Source organism: Streptomyces sp. TLI_105, from assembly GCF_900105415.1.
In the GTDB taxonomy this organism is placed as follows: domain Bacteria; phylum Actinomycetota; class Actinomycetes; order Streptomycetales; family Streptomycetaceae; genus Streptomyces.
In genome coordinates, this window is the sequence record NZ_FNSM01000001.1 from 7,858,189 (window position 1) to 7,874,124 (window position 15,936).

Below are 15,936 nucleotides of genomic sequence, written 5' to 3' on the forward strand. Positions count from 1 at the left end.
GGCCCTCCGGGGTGTCCATGTGATCCTCCTGGTGAATGCGTCGGTACTCGTCTTTGTTCGCCTCACCGCCCGTCCGCGACCGAAACCGCCCGGCGGTGATTCGTCCGGCACGGACAGGGCAACCGGAGGTCGACCGAGAGGAGCGAGTCGACATGACCACAGCGAAGGCGCACGTGTCCGGGACGGGGAGAGCGGTCCGCGGCGAGGCCGTACGGGCAGGCGCCCGGGCCGGTTTGGCGGCGAGGGGCGCGCTGTACCTGCTCGTCGGAGCCCTGGCCGTACGCATCGGTCTGACGGGGACGGGCGAACAGGCCGACCGGGGAGGAGCCGTCGCGCACATCGCGGCCACTCCCTTCGGCGCCGTCCTCCTCTGGGCCCTGGGCATCGGCCTTGCGGGGATGGCGGCGTGGCGCCTGTCGGAGGCGGTCCTCGGAGCGGCCGGCCCCAAGGGGGACAAGGCGTACCGACGCGCCCTGTCCGCCGGCCGCTGCGTCTTCTACGCCGGCTCCGCCTTCCTCGTCCTCTCCTTCGCGATGGGCGAGCGGGGGAGCGGCGAGGGCTCGACCGACCGGCAGAGCCGGGACCTCACTGCCCGCCTGCTCGAACTCCCGGGCGGCCGCTGGTGGGTCGGCGCGGTCGCCGTCGGCGTGCTGGCGGCCGGGCTGTGGATCGCGGGCAGGGCGGTCCTGCGGAAGTACCGGGACCATCTGGCATGGGGGCGCCTGACGACGTACCAGCGCCGCTTCATGGACGTGACCGGCGTGGCCGGCGGCATCGGGCGCGGTCTCGTCCTCGCCGCACTCGGGCTCTCCGGCGTGCGGGCGGCGACGGCGTTCGACCCGAGCCGGGCCAAGGGCATGGACGACGCGATCCGTTCGTTCGCACAGGCCCCGGCAGGTCCCTGGTTGCTGCTCACCGTGGCCGTCGGTCTCGTGCTCTTCGGAGCCTTCTCCTTCGGCGAGGCGAAGTGGCGCGCGCTCTGAGCCCGTTCCGTCTCGTACGAGAGCCCTGCGTCCCGGTCCCGCAGGGCACGGAGGAGCACCACGACGGCGAGGCCCTCAGGAAGGCCGGCGGGGCGAGGGCGGCCGGAAGCAGGCGGTGACGTCCTTGCCCCGGGGGCAGGGACGGGCCTGCCAGTCGTCGGCGAGGGCGTCGATCAGGAGCAGGCCGCGCCCGCCCAGGGCACCGTCGTCGGGGCGGCGCTGCTCGGGCACATGGGACGACGCGTCGTGCACGGTCACGTGCAGACACTTCTCGTCCCACGTCAGGATGAGCTGCGCGTCGCTGTGGGCGTGGACGTGGGCGTTGGTGACCAGCTCGGAGACGGCCAGCACGACGGAGTCCACCAGGTCCGGCGCCGTACGGTCCCAGCCGAGGGCCACCAGGTGCTCACGCGTCCAGTCCCGCGCCGTCTTCACGCCGCTGCTGACGGGCAGCGTCCGCGCCCATCCGACAGCTCTCAGTGAGGGATCCTGCGCCATGTCTCTCCTCCGCTCGGCCACGCTGCACGTTCCGTCTGCCCTGCCCCTCGGCGCAGGAACCCGGAAGCCGACGATTCGGCACGACCCGGGCACGACAGCTGCAACGGGGCGTACGGCGGCCGCTGTTGACGGTCCCGTACGCCCGGTACGTACCTCCCGGAAAGAAATTGGCATGGACTTGCATCGTCCGGGTAGGCGAGCTGCCATCGGGCCACGAATCCGGGTTCGGGACGAGGATGAGAGGGGAATGGTGTGACGGTCACCACGATGTCGACCACGGGCGTTGAGGTCGGGACGGGGGCACTGCCGGCGGTCCCGGACCCGCTGGCGGTCGCGCCGAAGGACGCGCGCGCCCTGTCGAAGGTCTTCTTCCAGCAGCTCACGGTGCTGGAGGAGGGGACCCACGAGTACCAGTACGCGCGCAACACCCTCATCGAGATGAACATGAGCCTGGTCCGCTACGCGGCCGGGCGGTTCCGTCACCGCGCCGACGAGATGGAGGACATCGTCCAGGTCGGCATGATCGGCCTGATCAAGGCGATCGACCGCTTCGAGCTCTCCCGGGAGGTCGAGTTCACCACGTTCGCCGTCCCCTACATCGTCGGCGAGATCAAGAGGTTCTTCCGGGACACCTCCTGGGCGGTCCACGTGCCCCGCCGCCTGCAGGAGGCCCGCGTGGAACTGGCCAAGGCGACCGAAGAACTGAGCACGCGCCTGGGCCGGATGCCGACGGTCAAGGAACTGGCCGAGCTGATGAGCCTCACGGAGGAAGAGGTCACCGAGGCGCGGCTGGCCTCCAACGGCTACAACTCCTCCTCGCTCGACGCCGCGCTGAGCGGCGAGGACGAGAGCAGGGACGCGTCTCTGGCCGACTACATCGGCAGCGAGGACCCCGCCATGGAGCTGGTGGAGGACTTCCATGCCCTCGCCCCGCTCCTCGACGAGCTCGACGACCGCGACCGGCGGATCATCCACTTGCGGTTCGTCGAAGAACTCACCCAGGCCCAGATCGGGGAACGACTGGGCTGCTCCCAGATGCACGTCTCCCGCCTGCTCTCGCGCACGCTGAACCGCCTGCGTGAGGGCATGCTCGCCGACAGCAGCTGATCCGGCGCCCCACGGGAACCGGCCTGGACCGGGGAACTCGCCCCGGGCCAGGCCGGTCACGCCCTCCTGACCCGAACCCCTTGAAGGGGTTCAGTGCTCGCAGAGGGAGAATTCTCGCTCGTAGAGCTGCTCGTTGTGTTCGTCGACGAAGAACTTGCGTTCCTGCATGAGCTGTTCGCGGTACTCCTTGGCCTGCTCGAGCGTCATGGTCGAGGTGTCGGACCACGGCTGTTGCGGCGGCACGTCGGAGGTCGAGACGATCTTCTCCGACGGGTCGACCAGGAAGAACGCGAGAATCTTGCGATGCCCCGGGCGAGTGGGACCCGCCAGGCGGAACGAGCCGACGCGGTGTTGCAGGACGTTCGGGAACGCCAGGCAGCGGCCCGCCGGGGTCGATGCCGACCCCAGCACCTGGTTCAGCGCGTCTTCGTCCTCCAGGCCGTAGACCTCACGCAGACCGTTGTCGTCGTTCTGCTCGTAGTCCGGGTCGTCGAGTGCCGCCCGGAAACTCAGCCGGCTTTCGGTGATGTTCTCGCTGTCCCAGTAGTAGATGCCGGTCGAGACGATCCGCTCGTTCAGCATCCCCTCGACATGCCAGGAACCGCCGGCGTACTCGGGCTTCTCCGGGGTGAGATGAATGGTGGCGAGCTTGACGATGACCTGGAGACGGCGGCCGCGCAGGTCGACCCGGGCGGATTCCTCGGGAATCTCGGGCGGGGTGAAGACCGGGGCGTCCGGGACGACCGGGCGACGGTTCTCCCACCAGTCGTCCTGGGCCGCTTCCCACGCACGGCAGGCTTCGGCGTGGGCCTCGTCATCACTGTAGGAGGACCGGTCCGGATACACCGGCTCCGAGTCGTACCACCCGTAAGGATCGGCCTCGATCCGCAGGGGCCGCGGACGGCGCAGATCGGTGAGCACGTTCTCCAGCAGCGGACGCATGACCGCGAACAAGTCCGGCAGGACGGAGGCCAGTTCGTGATGGGCCTCGGGATGGACGTTGTTGACGTACGAACGGAAGGCGACCTCGCCGTCGTCACTGACGTCGACGTCCGTGGGCAGCCACTGGAACTTCTCCGAGAACTCGTACTTCGAGTAGTGGTTCGTCGGGTTCTCCCACGCCCGCTCGGGCGCGCCGCTCACCTCCCTCACCAGGCAGAACAGTGAGGGATGGACCAGATCCAGTACCTGGCCGTCGGATCCGGGGTGCCAGTCCAGTTCTGCTTCGGGAACCTCTTCCAGAACCCGGACCGCCTCGCGCAGCCGGGACCTGAGCTTGTCGTCGACCAGCGTGTCCGACTGCCACACCCCGTCGACGGCGGACACCTCGACGCCGGTCCGCCCGTCCCGCAGCGCGGCGTAATGCGCGAGTTCGGCCAGCACATAACGAACCTGCGCTTCGGTGAGACCCTGGGCGACCGCTTCCCGCGTCCACCTGGCGACGATGTCGGCATCGTTCATCTTGTCGAACCATCCCGGCTTCGCCCGAATGTGTGAGCTGCACTGCATCATCTGAAGTTCCCGCAGCGTCCGGGGCGTCGCGAACGACAGGGAACGGGAAGCGTGAAAGGGCAGCGGGAAAGCGGACAGGCCGGTCAATTCTCTTGATCCTCCCGGTCGGTGTGCGGTGGCGGGAAGGATACTTCAGCGGACTGACACCCCAGCCGTGGTCCCTGCCGTCATCGCTGGGCGGTGTGAGCAGACGTGTCGCAGACTTCCTGCACGGTCTGCTCACCTCTGGACCTGCCCGCACCGGCGATCCCGCCGACCCCGTAGGGCTACGTGACGGCGCACTGCCTCGGGTTCATCGGCAGCGGTTCAGATGAAACGGCGAGTCGGTCGGGTGGAAGGCGAGGGCCGGGGCATTTCCGATGAGCTGGAGGGGGAGCGGGGGCACCGGCCGGCGAACAGCTTGAACCGGGGGAAGACGGGGAGGGGCTGGGGTCAGGAGTGCTCTTCACGGACGCCGGTCCCGACGGTGATGTCGACCAGGTCCGGGTTCGTGGCGTTGGGCTGGTGCGCGGCGACCGTGGTGTCCACGAGGACGTATCCGACCGGGAAGCTCCGCTCCCAGACCGCATGTTCTCGGACCTGCACCCGACCCCCAGCGTTGCAACGACCTCGTGTTCGGCCACGATACGTCGGCAAGGCTGTCGGGACGGGCCGCTGCCTGCTCGTACCGGCCTCGGCCCGGCGCGATCAGGCCGGCACGGGAGGCTTGTCCGTCGTGACGGCCGGGCGTGCGGTTTCGATGATGCTCCAGAACGCGTCGATGTCCATGGAGGGAAGCGCGCTGGAGCGGCGACCGGCGTCGGCATGCCGACCGGGAGGTTCCGGCGGCGATCGTGTGCGTAGCCACGTCGGGCCGCGCGTGGCCGCAGCTGCCGCCGGCGTCTTTCGGGCTGTCAGGTGGAGCGGCCCCTCGGCGGTTCGGCGAGTGGTCGAAGGCCCGGAACGCAGGGATGCCCGGACGGGCTCCTCACGGAACGCGCGAGGATGTTGCGTCCGTTCGGCTGGCGGATGCGACGCATGGCGCCGAGCGAGATCTTCCCTCGGGTAGCGTCGGCGACAGTGCAGGTCACAGAAGTGACGACTGCTCATTCCCGGTTTTTGTGAGGCGTGTTTCCATGACCCTGTCCATTCGTAACCAGCTCCCCGGCACGGTCACCGCCGTCACCCTGGGCGAGGCCATGGCATCCGTGAAGGTGCGCCTGGCCGGAGGCCAGGACATCACCGCCGCCATCACCGCCGACGCCGTCAAGGACCTGGGTCTGGCCGAGGGCTCCGCGGTCAAGGCCCTCGTGAAGTCCACCGAGGTCGCCCTCGCGACCGGCCCGGTCGAGGGCATCTCCATCCGCAACCAGCTCGCCGGCTCCGTCACCGAGGTCTCGACCGGTGGCGCCATGAGCTCGGTGAAGGTCTCCGTCGAGGGCGGGGAACTGACCGCCGCCATCACCAAGGACGCCGTCGAGGACCTCGGCCTGAACGCAGGCACGTCCGTCGTCGCCCTGATCAAGTCGACCGAGATCTCCCTCTCCGCCGCCTGATCGCCCCGATGGCCGGCCGGAGGGCGACCCGGCGCCCCTGCTCCTTTCCGGAGTGCGGTACCGGGCGCTCCGGCGTCAGGACCAGAGCTGCCGTCGCTGCCAGCCGGTGCCTTCCCGCTCGTACCGCAGCCGGACGTGGACGCGGGTCGCGGCGGCCTGCCAGAACTCCACGACATCCGGGACGACGGTGTAGAGCGTCCAGGCGGGGTCGACGAGGTCGGGCTCCGCTTCGATCCTGGCGAGGCTGTCCCGCAGTGCCTGGTCGCGTGCGTCGGGGTCGTTGAGGTAGCGGCTCTGGCGGCCGAGCAGGGCCTCGGCCCTGGCCGTGGTCGACCGGGCGAGGAAGTCGGCGGCCGAGCGGTCCGCGGACTCCGGCCGGACCGCGCCGCGGACCCGGACCTGGCGGCCGAACTCCGCCCAGTAGAAGGTGAGCGCGGCGCGCGGAGTGCCGACGAGCTGAACACCCTTGGGGCTGGAGCCGTGCGCGGCGAACTGGAAGCCCGAGGCGTCGACGTTCTTGAGTATGAGGACCCGCGCGTCGGGGTCGCCCGCCTCGTCCACGGTGGCGAGGGTCATGGCGTGCGGGTCCGGGATCCCGGCCTTGACGGCCTCGCTCAGCCACGTGAGGAAGAGCTCCGACGGCTCGGTCGGGGTCTCGTGCGGTGCGAAGTCGGGCAGTGGGCGGGCGAACACCTCGATGCCACGCAGCCAGTCCCGCACCGTGGAGGCGTCGTGGTCCGTCATGTCGTTCTCGCTTCCTTCCGGCTGATCATTCGGCTGGTCAGAGGGGGACGACCGTCGTCTCGGTCGCTTTGACGCTGGTCCAGACGGGCACCCCGTCGGCGAGGCCCAGTTCGGCGGCGGCTTGTGGGGTGATCTCGGCGACGAGGTCGGGCGCGGTGTCGGAGGTGATCAGGACGCGTAGGCGGCTGCCGCTGGTGGTGATCTCGCGTACGGTGCCGGACCAGATGTTACGGGGGCTGCCGGCCGGCCTCTCGCGGTGGATCGACACCGCCTCGGGCGCGACGATCGCGAGGGCGGGGGTGCCGGGGGGCGGTGGGTCGGCCGCGACGAGGGTGCCGCCGCCGTCGAGCGCGAGGCCTTCGGGGGTGGTGGTGCCGGGCCAGGCGTTGCGGCCGAGCATGCGGGCGACCCAGGGGGAGCGGGGGTGGCGGGTGACTTCGGCGGGGCTGTCGTCCTGCAGGGCGCGGCCGTCGTCGAGGACGAGCACGCGGTCGGCGAGGGAGACTGCTTCGACGGGGTCGTGGGTGACGATGAGGCAGACACCCCCGAAGCCGGTCAGGTGCGTGCGCAGGGTGTGGCGGACGTGGGCGCGGGTGGTCTGGTCGAGGGCGGCGAGCGGTTCGTCGAGGACGAGGAGGCGGGGCCGGGCGGCCAGCGCCCGGGCGAGGGCGACGCGTTGGGCCTGGCCGCCGGAGAGCTGGGTCGGTCTGCGGTGAGCCAGATGGCCGACGCCGAGCCGGTCGAGCCAGGTCTGGGCCTCGCGCCGTGCCTCCGCCCGGGCGACGCCCTGGGAGCGGAGGCCGTAGGCGGTGTTGGCGAGTGCCGTCAGGTGGGGGAAGAGGGCGCCGTCCTGCGGCACCCAGGCGACCCGGCGGCGGTGTGGGGGAAGGCCCGTGACGTCGGTGGTGCCGAGGGTGAGGTGGGCGTGGGCGCGGGGGGTGAGGCCGAGGAGGGCGCGGAGCAGGGTGGTCTTGCCGGCGCCGTTCGGTCCCACGACGGCGATGGTGGTGCCCGGTTCGGCGTCGAGGGTGAGTCGGGTGAAGCCGGTGACCTCGGCGTGTAGGGACCAGCGTTCGCCGGACTCGTTCGCCTCGGGCGAGAGGGGCGTGGGGCTTCCCTCGGGGCCGGGGCCGGGGCCGGGGCCGGGGTCGGGGTCGGCTTCGGGGGCGGGCCGGGGCTTCCGGTCGGCCGGGGTGCCGGTCCACCGTCCGCGCAGGGCGACGAGTACGGCCATGGCGATGGCGAGCAGCAGCAGGGAGACGGAGGTCGCGGCCTCGGGTTCGTCCTGCAGCAGCAGGTAGACCTGGAGGGGGAGGGTCTGGGTGGTGCCGGGGAGGTTGCCGGCGAAGGTGATGGTCGCGCCGAACTCGCCCAGCGCGCGTGCCCAGGTCAGGGCGGCGCCGGCGACGACGCCGGGCGCGACCATGGGCAGCGTGACGGTGAAGAAGACGCGGACCGGTGAGGCACCGAGGGAGGCCGCCGTCTCCTCGTAGCGCGGCCGCAGTCCGCCGAGCGCGCCCTCCAGGCTGATGACCAGGAACGGCATGGCGACGAACGTGGCCGCGAGGACGGCGCCCGAGGTGTGGAACGGCAGCGTGATGCCGAACGTCGACTCCAGCCACGGTCCGAGGAGTCCCCGCCGCCCGAAGGCGAGCAGCAGCGCCACACCGCCGACGGTGGGCGGCAGCACCATCGGCAGCAGCACCAGCGAGCGGACGAGGGCCTTGCCGGGGAAGGACACCCGGGCGAGGAGCCAGGCCAGCGGGACGCCGAGCAGCAGCGAGAGGCCGAGCGCCCAGAACGACACGAGCAGCGAGAGCTTCAGCGCCCGGACGGTGCCCGGCGAGCTCAGGTGACCGGCGAGCTCGCCCCACTCGGTCCGCGCGAGGATCCCGACCAGGGGCAGCGTCAGGAACGCCACGGCCGCCAGCGCGGGCAGCGCCAGCATGAGGGGGGGACGGGTGCCGGAGGTGCGTACGCCTGCTCGTTTCATCGATGATCCCGAAGAGATGACGGCATGGAGGACGAGGGGCTGTCCGTCCCCCCGGTACGGGCAGCCCCTCGCGATCTGTGAGATCCCGGACGGTTACGGCTTCTGGAAGCCGGCGTCCTGGAGGATCTTCTGGCCCTCCGGGGAGGAGAGCCAGGCGACGAACGCGGCGGCGGCCTCGGTGTTCTTGGAGTCCTTGAGCGTAGCGGCGGGGTACTGGGCGACGGCGTTCTGCGCGTCGGGGATCTCGACGGCGTCGACCTTGTCCTTGGCGCTCTCGGCGTCCGTCTTGTAGACGAGGCCGGCGTCGGCCTCACCCAGCTCGACCTTGCTGAGCACCGCGCGGACGTTGGGCTCCTGGGAGACCGGCTTCACGGTGATCTTCTGGGCGTCGAGGATCTTCTTGCTGTACTTGCCGGCCGGTACCTCGGGGGCGGCGAGGACGACCTTGAGCTTGGTGTCCGCGAGGTCCTTCAACTCGTCGACCTTGAAGGGGTTGCCCTTGCCGGTGGCGATGACGAGCCGGTTCTTCGCGATGACCGCCGGGGTGTTCGTGTCGGCCTTCACCTTGTCCATGCTCTTGGTGTCGGCGGTGACCAGGACGTCGGCGGGCGAGCCCTGGGCGACCTGGGCGACGAGCTCCTGCGAGCCGGCGAAGGAGAAGGTGAGCTTCGTGCCCGGGTGGGACTTCTCGTAGGCGGCACCGGCCGTCTTGAACACGTCCGTCAGGGACGCGGCCGCGAGGACGGTCAGGTTCGCCTGCGGCGCGGAGCCCGAGCCGGAGCCCGCCGAGCCGCCGGTGTCCTTCTTGCCGTCGTCGCCCGACGAGCAGGCTGCGAGCGGCACCAGCAGGGCGGCGGTGAGGACGGCGGCGGCCGTACGGCGTCTGGCAGGGGTGAGAGCGAGGGACATGAGGTCTGGTCTCCTGGGGACGAACGGGAAGATGCGGCGGGAGGCCGGCCGCGCCGGCGGCCGAGACGTATGGGTGGTGCGTGAGGGGTCGGGGGATCAGGTGCGGTCGATGTGCACGCTGGTCGACTTCACGCGGGCGGTGGCCTGCATGCCGACTTCCAGTCCCAGCTCCTCCACGGCCTCACGGGTGAGGAGGGAGACCAGGCGGTGCGGTCCGGCCTGGATGGTGACCTGGGCCGCGATGTCACCGAGCCTGATCGCCGTGACGATGCCGGGGAACGCGTTGCGCGCCGTCGTGTACGACACGTCCTCGTCGTCGCCCTGCGCGATCTCCACGGAGAACGCGGCCAGCGACTTGCCGTCGATGACGCGCCGACCGCTCTCGTCGCGGTGGGTCGCGACCCGGCCCGCGTCCGCCCAGCGCCGCGCGGTGTCCGGGCTCACGCCCAGCAGACGAGCGGCCTGCCCGATGGTGTAGGACTGCATATGCGACACCGTAGGGCTCCCTGGCTCTCATCTGCAACAAAGCCGTAGGACCCTCCATCGCGAATGAGAGGAGGCTTGGAGGAAGGGACGAGCGGAGCTGCCCGGCGGTCTCAGCCCTCGGACGAAGGGGTGCCGGGAAGCCGATGGGCACCGATCCAGATTCCCGTGACCGCGCTGACGTAGCGGGCGCCGCAACGGTCGGACGGGACGACGAGCTGAGTGCCGACGGTGTCGAGGTCCTCGTCGTCCATGCGGGTCGCGAGCAGCACGGGCGCGTTGCCGAAGTCGGCGTCGATCTCCGCCCACGACAGAACGGTGTGGTGCCCGTCGCCGCCGCTCACGGACACCAGGAAGCGCGAGCGCTCCTTGCGGCGGGCGGGGTCGAAGCCGGGGCGCGCCACCGCCATGACCTCGCGCAGCAGCGGGCCCGTGAAGGTGTGGTGCTGCGGCCCCGCCGTGGCGCAGTCGAAGACCACCTCCGCCCTGTGCTGTGCCCACCCTTCGCGCAGATCGGCGACGGCGAGAGTGGCCGGCCCGGCCACCTCCCCCCAGAGCACGAAGGATCCGGGAGGTGCGGGCGTGGTGACGGGGGTGGCGTGAGGTGCGGCGCTGGGTCGGCTCATCGTCGGTCCCTTCGAGGCGGTCGGTGCGGCGGCTGCGCGCAGTGATACCCGACCGTCGAGGCAAGGAATCGTGTTTGCCATCTGAATCCGGCCTATAGCTCTGTATTTGTGAGCTTGCTACGAGGTGAGAGCTCACATCCTCCCGGTCCATCGACCGACGTTCCGTGCCTCCCGGTCGAGGGCGAGCCAGACGCGGTCGCGGGTCACCGGCAGCTCGGTGAAGCGGATGCCCGTGGCGTCGCGCAGAGCGTTCGCGAACGCGGGAGCCACCGGGTTGAAGGGGCTCTCGCTCATCGACTTGGCGCCGAGCGGACCGATCGTGTCGGACGTCTCCGTGAAGTGGACCTCGGTGCGGGGGACGTCGGCGTACTGGGGGAGGCGGTAGCGGCGGAAGGCGGCGGTGGTGACCTCGCCCCGCTCGTCGATCCGGACGGTCTCGAAGAGCGTGGCGCCCAGGGCCTGCGCGACCCCGCCCTCGACCTGACCCCGGCACTGCATCGGGTTCATGACCTTCCCGGCGTCGGCCGCGTGCACACTGCGCAGGATCCGGATCTCCCCGGTGCCGGGGTCGACGGCGATCTTGAACCACTGGGCGTTGAAGGCGACGGAGCGCGGTGAGCCGCCCCAGTGCCCGTCCGCCGCCAGTTCCTCCGCCGCGCCGAGGGCGTGCCCCGCCTCGTACAACTCCTTGAGCGTGACGACACGTCCCGCGCAGTCGACGGACTCGGCGCCGAGCACGCACAGGTGCCGCGCGACGCCGGTGTGGCGGGCGGCGAGGGTGCGCAGGCGTTCGGCGAGGGAGGTGGCGGCGAGGAGGACGGCCTTGCCGGCGACGACGGTGCCCGCGGAGCCGAAGGCGCCGGTGTCGTGGCGTACGACGTCGGTGTCCGACTGGCGGACGGTGAGCCGGTCCTCGGTGGTGTTCAGGGCACCGGCGGTGATCTGCTGGTGGACGGTGGTGGTGCCGTTGCCGAACTCGGCGGTGCCGACGGCGATGTCGTACGTCCCGTCCTGAAGGAGCGAGACGCGGGCGTCGGCGTAGTGGCCGCCCGGCGGCCCGGTCGCGATCATCGCCATGCCGGTGCCCTGGCCGACCAGCCAGCCCTCGGGCGCGTCCTCGGCGCTGCGGTCCTCGGCGATGGCCTTCCGCACGACGGAGAGGCACTGGTCGAGGCCGTAGGAGGCGATGTGGAGGTCCTCCTCCTCGCCGATGGGGCTGTGCATGGCCTCGCCGGGGCCGATGATGTTCTTCTCGCGGAAGACCAGGGGGTCCATGCCGAGGCGGCGGGCCAGTTCGTCCATCACGGACTCGACGGCGAAGGTGACCTGGCCCAGGCCGTAGCCGCGGAAGGCGCCGGCCGGGACGACGTTGGTGTAGACGGACCAGGCGTCGACCTTCTTGTGCGGGGCGCGGTAGACGGCGAAGGACTCGCCGACGCTGTGGAACATGACGGCGGGGCCGTGGTTGCCGTACGCGCCGGTGTTGGACACCACCCGCATCTGCACGGCCGTCAGCGTTCCGTCCTTGCGGGCTCCGGCCTTGATGCCGATGGTGAAGGGGTGGCGGGTGGTCGCCCCGTAGAACTGCTCGGCCCGGGTGTACTCCAGCTTCACCGGGCGGCGCAGCTTCAGGGTCGCGAGCGTGACGATGTCCTCGGTGAGCATCTCCTGCTTGCCGCCGAAGCCGCCGCCCACCCGGCCCGCGACGACGCGGACCTCGTCCTCCGGCAGGCCGTACAGCGCGCACAGCGCCCGCCGGGTCAGGAACGGGGTCTGGGTGGAGGACCGTACGGTCAGCCGTTCGCCCGTGCCGTCCTCCTTCGGCTCGAAGTACGCGACGCAGCCGTGCGTCTCCAGGCCGGCGTGCTGGACGCGCTGGGTGCGGAAGGTCTCCTCGTACACGACGTCGGCCTCGGCGAAGCCCTGCTCGACGTCACCGATCTCGCCGTGGACCTCGCCCGCGACGTTGTTCTCGACCCGGGCGATGCGCACCTCCGGTCCCTTGCCCTCGTGGATGACGGGGGCGCCGGGACGCATCGCCTCCTCCGGGTCGGTGACGTACGGGAGTTCCTCGTACGTGACCTCGACGCGGCGGCAGCCCTCCTCGGCGGCCCGCTCGCTGTCGGCGACGACCGCCGCGACCCGCTGGCCCACGTACCGGACCACGTCGTCCAGGACCCGGGTGTCGTCGGGATCCTCGGTGGGGTGCTCGTGGCGGGCGGAGGAGTACAGCGTCGCCGGTGCGTCCTCGTGCGTGAGGACGGCGACCACGCCCGGTACGCGCAGCGCGGCCGTGGTGTCGATCGCGACGATCCGGGCGTGCGGGTGCGGCGAGCGCAGCAGCTTCATGTGGAGCAGGCCGGGGACCTCGACGTCGAAGGTGTAACGGGCGGCGCCGGTGACGACCTGCGGTCCGGCCGGGGCACCGACGTTCCTTCCGACGGCCTTTCCCGCGCAGGGCCGTTCGGTGTGCTTCACGCCCCGCACGGCGTCCTCGATCGCCCGATAGCCCGTGCAGCGACAGATGTTGCCCTTGAAGGCCCGGGGGAGGTCATCGAGCTTGCCGTCGTCGTGCGGGGTGTCCCGCTCGGCCTCCAGGGCCGCGGTGGTCATCAGGAATCCGGCGGTGCAGAAGCCGCACTGGTACCCCTGGGCGTCGAGGAACTTCCGCTGCACCGGGTGGAGTTCGCCGTCCCGGGCGGCCAGTCCCTCCACCGTGGTGACGGAACGGCCCTCGGCCCGTACGGCCGGATACAGGCAGCTGTGCACGGGCTCCCCGTCGACGTGCACGGTGCAGGCCCCGCAGTCACCGGCGTCGCAGCCCTTCTTCACCCCGAACCAGCCGCGCTCGCGCAGGTAGGTGCGCAGGCACTGGCCGGCGCGCGGCTCGGTGTCGAACGGACGGCCGTTGACCTGGATGTCGAAGCTCATCGGGAACCTTCCTCGGGGCCATGGGACGCGGTGAGTTCGCGGCGGACCTCCTCGGCGAGGCGCAGGCCCATGTGCCGTCGCCACTCGGGCAGTCCGTGGATGTCGTCGAACCACTCGGCGGGCGCGACCGCGGAGTCGATCGCGGTACGCAGCCGGTCCGCGTCCGGCGGCAGCGGGAACCAGAACCGGAACGGGCGGGTGGTCGCCGCCGTGACCGTCACCGCCAGCGAGCCGTCCATCGGGTCGAGCGTGCCGATCACCAGCGCGCCGGAACGGCCCAGCCCGTACAACGAGGCCTGCCGGAACGCCGTACGGCACTCCAGCGCCCGGGCGGGCAGGGTCACCGAGCGCAGCAGCTCGCCCTCCGCGAGGTCCTTCACCCCCGCGCCCCGCACGAAATCGGCCACCTTCACTTCACGGGTGGAGCCGTCCTGCGCCTGGAGGAGGCACGTGCCGTCGAGCGCGGCGGTGAGCGAGATCATCGGCCCGGCGGGCAGGCCGTTGCACAGGTTCCCGCCGACGGTCGCCATGTTCCAGATCTTGAACGAGGCGAGGAAGGCCCGGCAGCACTGCTCAAAGAGCGGGGCCGCGGGAGCGTCGAGGAAACGTCTTCCGTAGCGGGACAACCGGGTGATCGTGCAGGTCGCGGCGATCTCCAGCGAGCCGTCCGGGTGGCGGGTCAGTGGCTCCCAGTCCATCCGGCTCAGGTCGATCAGCCGGCGCAGATGCGGCTGCGGCTCGGAGAAGAGGTACGTCCCGCCGCCCAGCCACGCGTCCCCGGGCCGCCAGGGCTCGCGCCGGCGTGCGTCCCTCACGCCCGCGATCGTGTTCAGATCCATCTCACGCCTACCTCTTGACCGATGACTTCAGGCCAGTGAAGCCCGAGAGGGACCCCCAGCACGACTGGACAGGAACCCGGAAATCGTCCATGGAGCACCGCTCTCCCCTGGATGATCAACCAAGAGCTGTTTTCGGCTTCAGCTTGGGCATCTACGATGCATCGACTCACATCAGCCTCGTGAATGTGAGGGCGGGCCTGTCCTGCGACCGCGCTAGGAGCCTCTGATGCACGTCGACCATCTCCTCCGTCTCGACCGTCTGGACCTCTCCCTCGTCTGGGGTGACGAGGCGTTGCTCGGCCAGGAGATCGGCGGCGTGACGGCGACCGATCTGGAGGATCCGGCGCGGTTTCTCCAGTCGGGGGAGATCGTCCTCAGCGGACTCGTGTGGTGGAGCCGGGACGGTGACCCGGGCAAGACCGAACGCTTCGTCTCCGCTCTGCGCGAGGCGGGCGCGGTGGCGTTGCTCGCGGGGGAGGAGACCCACGGAGAGGTGCCCCGGGAGCTGGCCGAGGCGTGCCGCGCGCACCGCGTCGCCCTGATCGCCGTGCCGGCGCACACGACCTTCCGGACGATCACCGAAGCGGTCTACCTCCGGCAGTGGAGCGAGCTCAGCCGCCGGCCCACGGACCACTTCGCGCTGCCGGAGAACGTCCGCCTGGACCTCGACCGCGCCCTGGAGAACGGCGTGACGGCGGGTGAGCTGCTCGTCCGGGCGTTCGCCCATCTCGGCGCGCCGGCCTGTCACTTGCTGACCGGCAGCGGCCGTACGGTCGCCCGGACCAGCGCCGCCCGGGCGGAACTGCCTGCGCGGCGGGCCGCGGAACTCGTGCGCGGCGGCCACGGTACGACGGTACGTGTCGAGGCCGACGGCGGTACCGCCTACGACGCCTGGCACCTCCACCTGCCCGAGGCGGGCCAGGTGCCCCCGCGGGTCCTCCAGGAGATCGCCGAACTCCTCGGCCGTCACCGGCGTCGGCGGGACCGGGACCGGGCAGCGAGCGGTGCGGCGTTCGCGGAGCTCGTGGACGCCATGGCCGCCCCGCGCTTCGACGCCCACCGCGTGCGGGGCGCGTTGGCCTCGTGCGGCCTCGCCGACAGGGACGCGTACACCGTGGTCGTCATGGCGGCGGAGCCGCACGGGGAAGGCGGTGCCGTCGGCGTCGCCGCGCTCACGGAGGCGCTGCGGCACGTGCCGTCCGTCGCCTTCGCGGTCGCCGACGGCCTCGGCGGTGAGACCGTCGCGGTCGTCGCGCACGGCCGGGAAGCGGCGTCGGGCGTACGGGCAGGGCTGGGCGACGCATGGCCGTTGATCCACGCCTGCGGCCCCGACACCACCCTGCACGCCGGTGTGAGCGCGCCTGCCGCCGGCCCCGAGGGGCTGAACACCGCGCTGACCCAGGCCCGTTACGCCCTGGCGGCGGTCCGCGCTGGAACGCCGTCGTCGCCCCGGATCGCCGGCCTCGGCGATCTCGACGGGCTGGGCAAGCTGCTGGCCGGCATCCCCGTCGACGTACGGAACGTGTACCGCCAGACCGTCCTGGGACCGCTCCTCGGTGCCGGCCGAGGGTCGGGCACGATGCTCCTGGAGACCCTGGAGGTCTTCCTCGCGCACGACTGCTCGTGGGCGAGGACCGCCGAGGCCCTCCACGTCCACGTCAACACGGTCCACTACCGCATCGAACGCATCGAGATCCTCACCGGCCGGGACCTGTCACGGCTCGACCACAAGGCGGACCTGCGCGCGGCACTGCTCTGCCACTGACGGTCCGCGCG

At 71.2% G+C, this 15,936-nt stretch carries 14 protein-coding genes; 4 read left to right on the forward strand and 10 right to left on the reverse strand.

Features of this window, described 5'->3' with window-relative positions; all coding sequences use genetic code 11:
• The first annotated feature begins 152 nt into the window (after positions 1–152).
• Positions 153–983: a DUF1206 domain-containing protein gene (locus tag BLW86_RS35750; RefSeq protein ID WP_093877856.1), complete on the forward strand. Its 831-nt coding sequence runs from the start codon at positions 153–155 to the stop codon at positions 981–983.
• A 75-nt stretch (positions 984–1,058) separates the two neighbouring features.
• On the opposite strand, the gene BLW86_RS35755 is transcribed toward BLW86_RS35750, so the two are convergent.
• Positions 1,059–1,481: an ATP-binding protein gene (locus BLW86_RS35755; RefSeq protein ID WP_093877857.1), complete on the reverse strand. Its 423-nt coding sequence runs from the start codon at positions 1,479–1,481 to the stop codon at positions 1,059–1,061.
• A gap of 252 nt (positions 1,482–1,733) precedes the next feature.
• Here BLW86_RS35755 and BLW86_RS35760 point away from each other — a divergent pair, with 252 nt between their 5' ends.
• The gene (locus BLW86_RS35760) at positions 1,734–2,588 is read left to right on the forward strand and encodes an RNA polymerase sigma factor SigF (protein ID WP_256341541.1); all 855 of its coding nucleotides are present in this window, start codon (positions 1,734–1,736) and stop codon (positions 2,586–2,588) included.
• Between the two features lie 90 nt (positions 2,589–2,678).
• Here the strand turns inward: BLW86_RS35760 and BLW86_RS35765 are convergent, their stop codons facing one another.
• Both BLW86_RS35765 and BLW86_RS42280 read right to left on the reverse strand, forming a co-directional pair.
• On the reverse strand, positions 2,679–4,187 hold the full coding sequence (locus BLW86_RS35765) for a DUF4246 domain-containing protein (protein ID WP_093877858.1): 1,509 nt from the start codon (positions 4,185–4,187) through the stop codon (positions 2,679–2,681).
• 345 nt (positions 4,188–4,532) lie between these two features.
• Entirely contained in the window at positions 4,533–4,685 is a 153-nt protein-coding gene (locus BLW86_RS42280; RefSeq protein WP_177181851.1) for a hypothetical protein, read from the reverse strand.
• 530 nt (positions 4,686–5,215) lie between these two features.
• Here BLW86_RS42280 and BLW86_RS41650 point away from each other — a divergent pair.
• Complete coding sequence (locus tag BLW86_RS41650; protein WP_143060312.1) at positions 5,216–5,635, forward strand: TOBE domain-containing protein; 420 nt, start codon at positions 5,216–5,218, stop codon at positions 5,633–5,635.
• A 75-nt stretch (positions 5,636–5,710) separates the two neighbouring features.
• Here BLW86_RS41650 and BLW86_RS35775 read toward each other — a convergent pair whose 3' ends face one another.
• The 7 genes from BLW86_RS35775 to BLW86_RS35805 all read right to left on the reverse strand — a co-directional run bounded on the left by BLW86_RS35775 (position 5,711) and on the right by BLW86_RS35805 (position 14,160).
• Positions 5,711–6,379: a pyridoxine/pyridoxamine 5'-phosphate oxidase gene (locus BLW86_RS35775; protein ID WP_093877860.1), complete on the reverse strand. Its 669-nt coding sequence runs from the start codon at positions 6,377–6,379 to the stop codon at positions 5,711–5,713.
• Between the two features lie 37 nt (positions 6,380–6,416).
• Entirely contained in the window at positions 6,417–8,372 is a 1,956-nt protein-coding gene (locus BLW86_RS35780; RefSeq protein WP_093877861.1) for an ABC transporter permease, read from the reverse strand.
• Between the two features lie 93 nt (positions 8,373–8,465).
• Entirely contained in the window at positions 8,466–9,281 is an 816-nt protein-coding gene (gene modA / locus BLW86_RS35785) for a molybdate ABC transporter substrate-binding protein (RefSeq protein ID WP_093877862.1), read from the reverse strand.
• A gap of 96 nt (positions 9,282–9,377) precedes the next feature.
• Complete coding sequence (locus tag BLW86_RS35790; protein WP_093877863.1) at positions 9,378–9,767, reverse strand: TOBE domain-containing protein; 390 nt, start codon at positions 9,765–9,767, stop codon at positions 9,378–9,380.
• A 110-nt stretch (positions 9,768–9,877) separates the two neighbouring features.
• A complete protein-coding gene (locus BLW86_RS35795; protein WP_093877864.1) occupies positions 9,878–10,390 on the reverse strand; it encodes a molybdopterin-dependent oxidoreductase in 513 nt (170 codons plus the stop codon).
• 132 nt (positions 10,391–10,522) lie between these two features.
• Complete coding sequence (locus tag BLW86_RS35800) at positions 10,523–13,321, reverse strand: molybdopterin-dependent oxidoreductase (protein ID WP_093877865.1); 2,799 nt, start codon at positions 13,319–13,321, stop codon at positions 10,523–10,525.
• Positions 13,318–14,160: an FAD binding domain-containing protein gene (locus tag BLW86_RS35805; RefSeq protein WP_093877866.1), complete on the reverse strand. Its 843-nt coding sequence runs from the start codon at positions 14,158–14,160 to the stop codon at positions 13,318–13,320. Before BLW86_RS35805 ends, BLW86_RS35800 begins: the two co-directional genes overlap by 4 nt.
• Positions 14,161–14,386: 226 nt before the next feature.
• Between BLW86_RS35805 and BLW86_RS35810 the strand changes: the two genes are divergently transcribed.
• The gene (locus BLW86_RS35810; protein WP_093877867.1) at positions 14,387–15,925 is read left to right on the forward strand and encodes a PucR family transcriptional regulator; all 1,539 of its coding nucleotides are present in this window, start codon (positions 14,387–14,389) and stop codon (positions 15,923–15,925) included.
• The last annotated feature ends 11 nt before the right edge of the window (positions 15,926–15,936 follow it).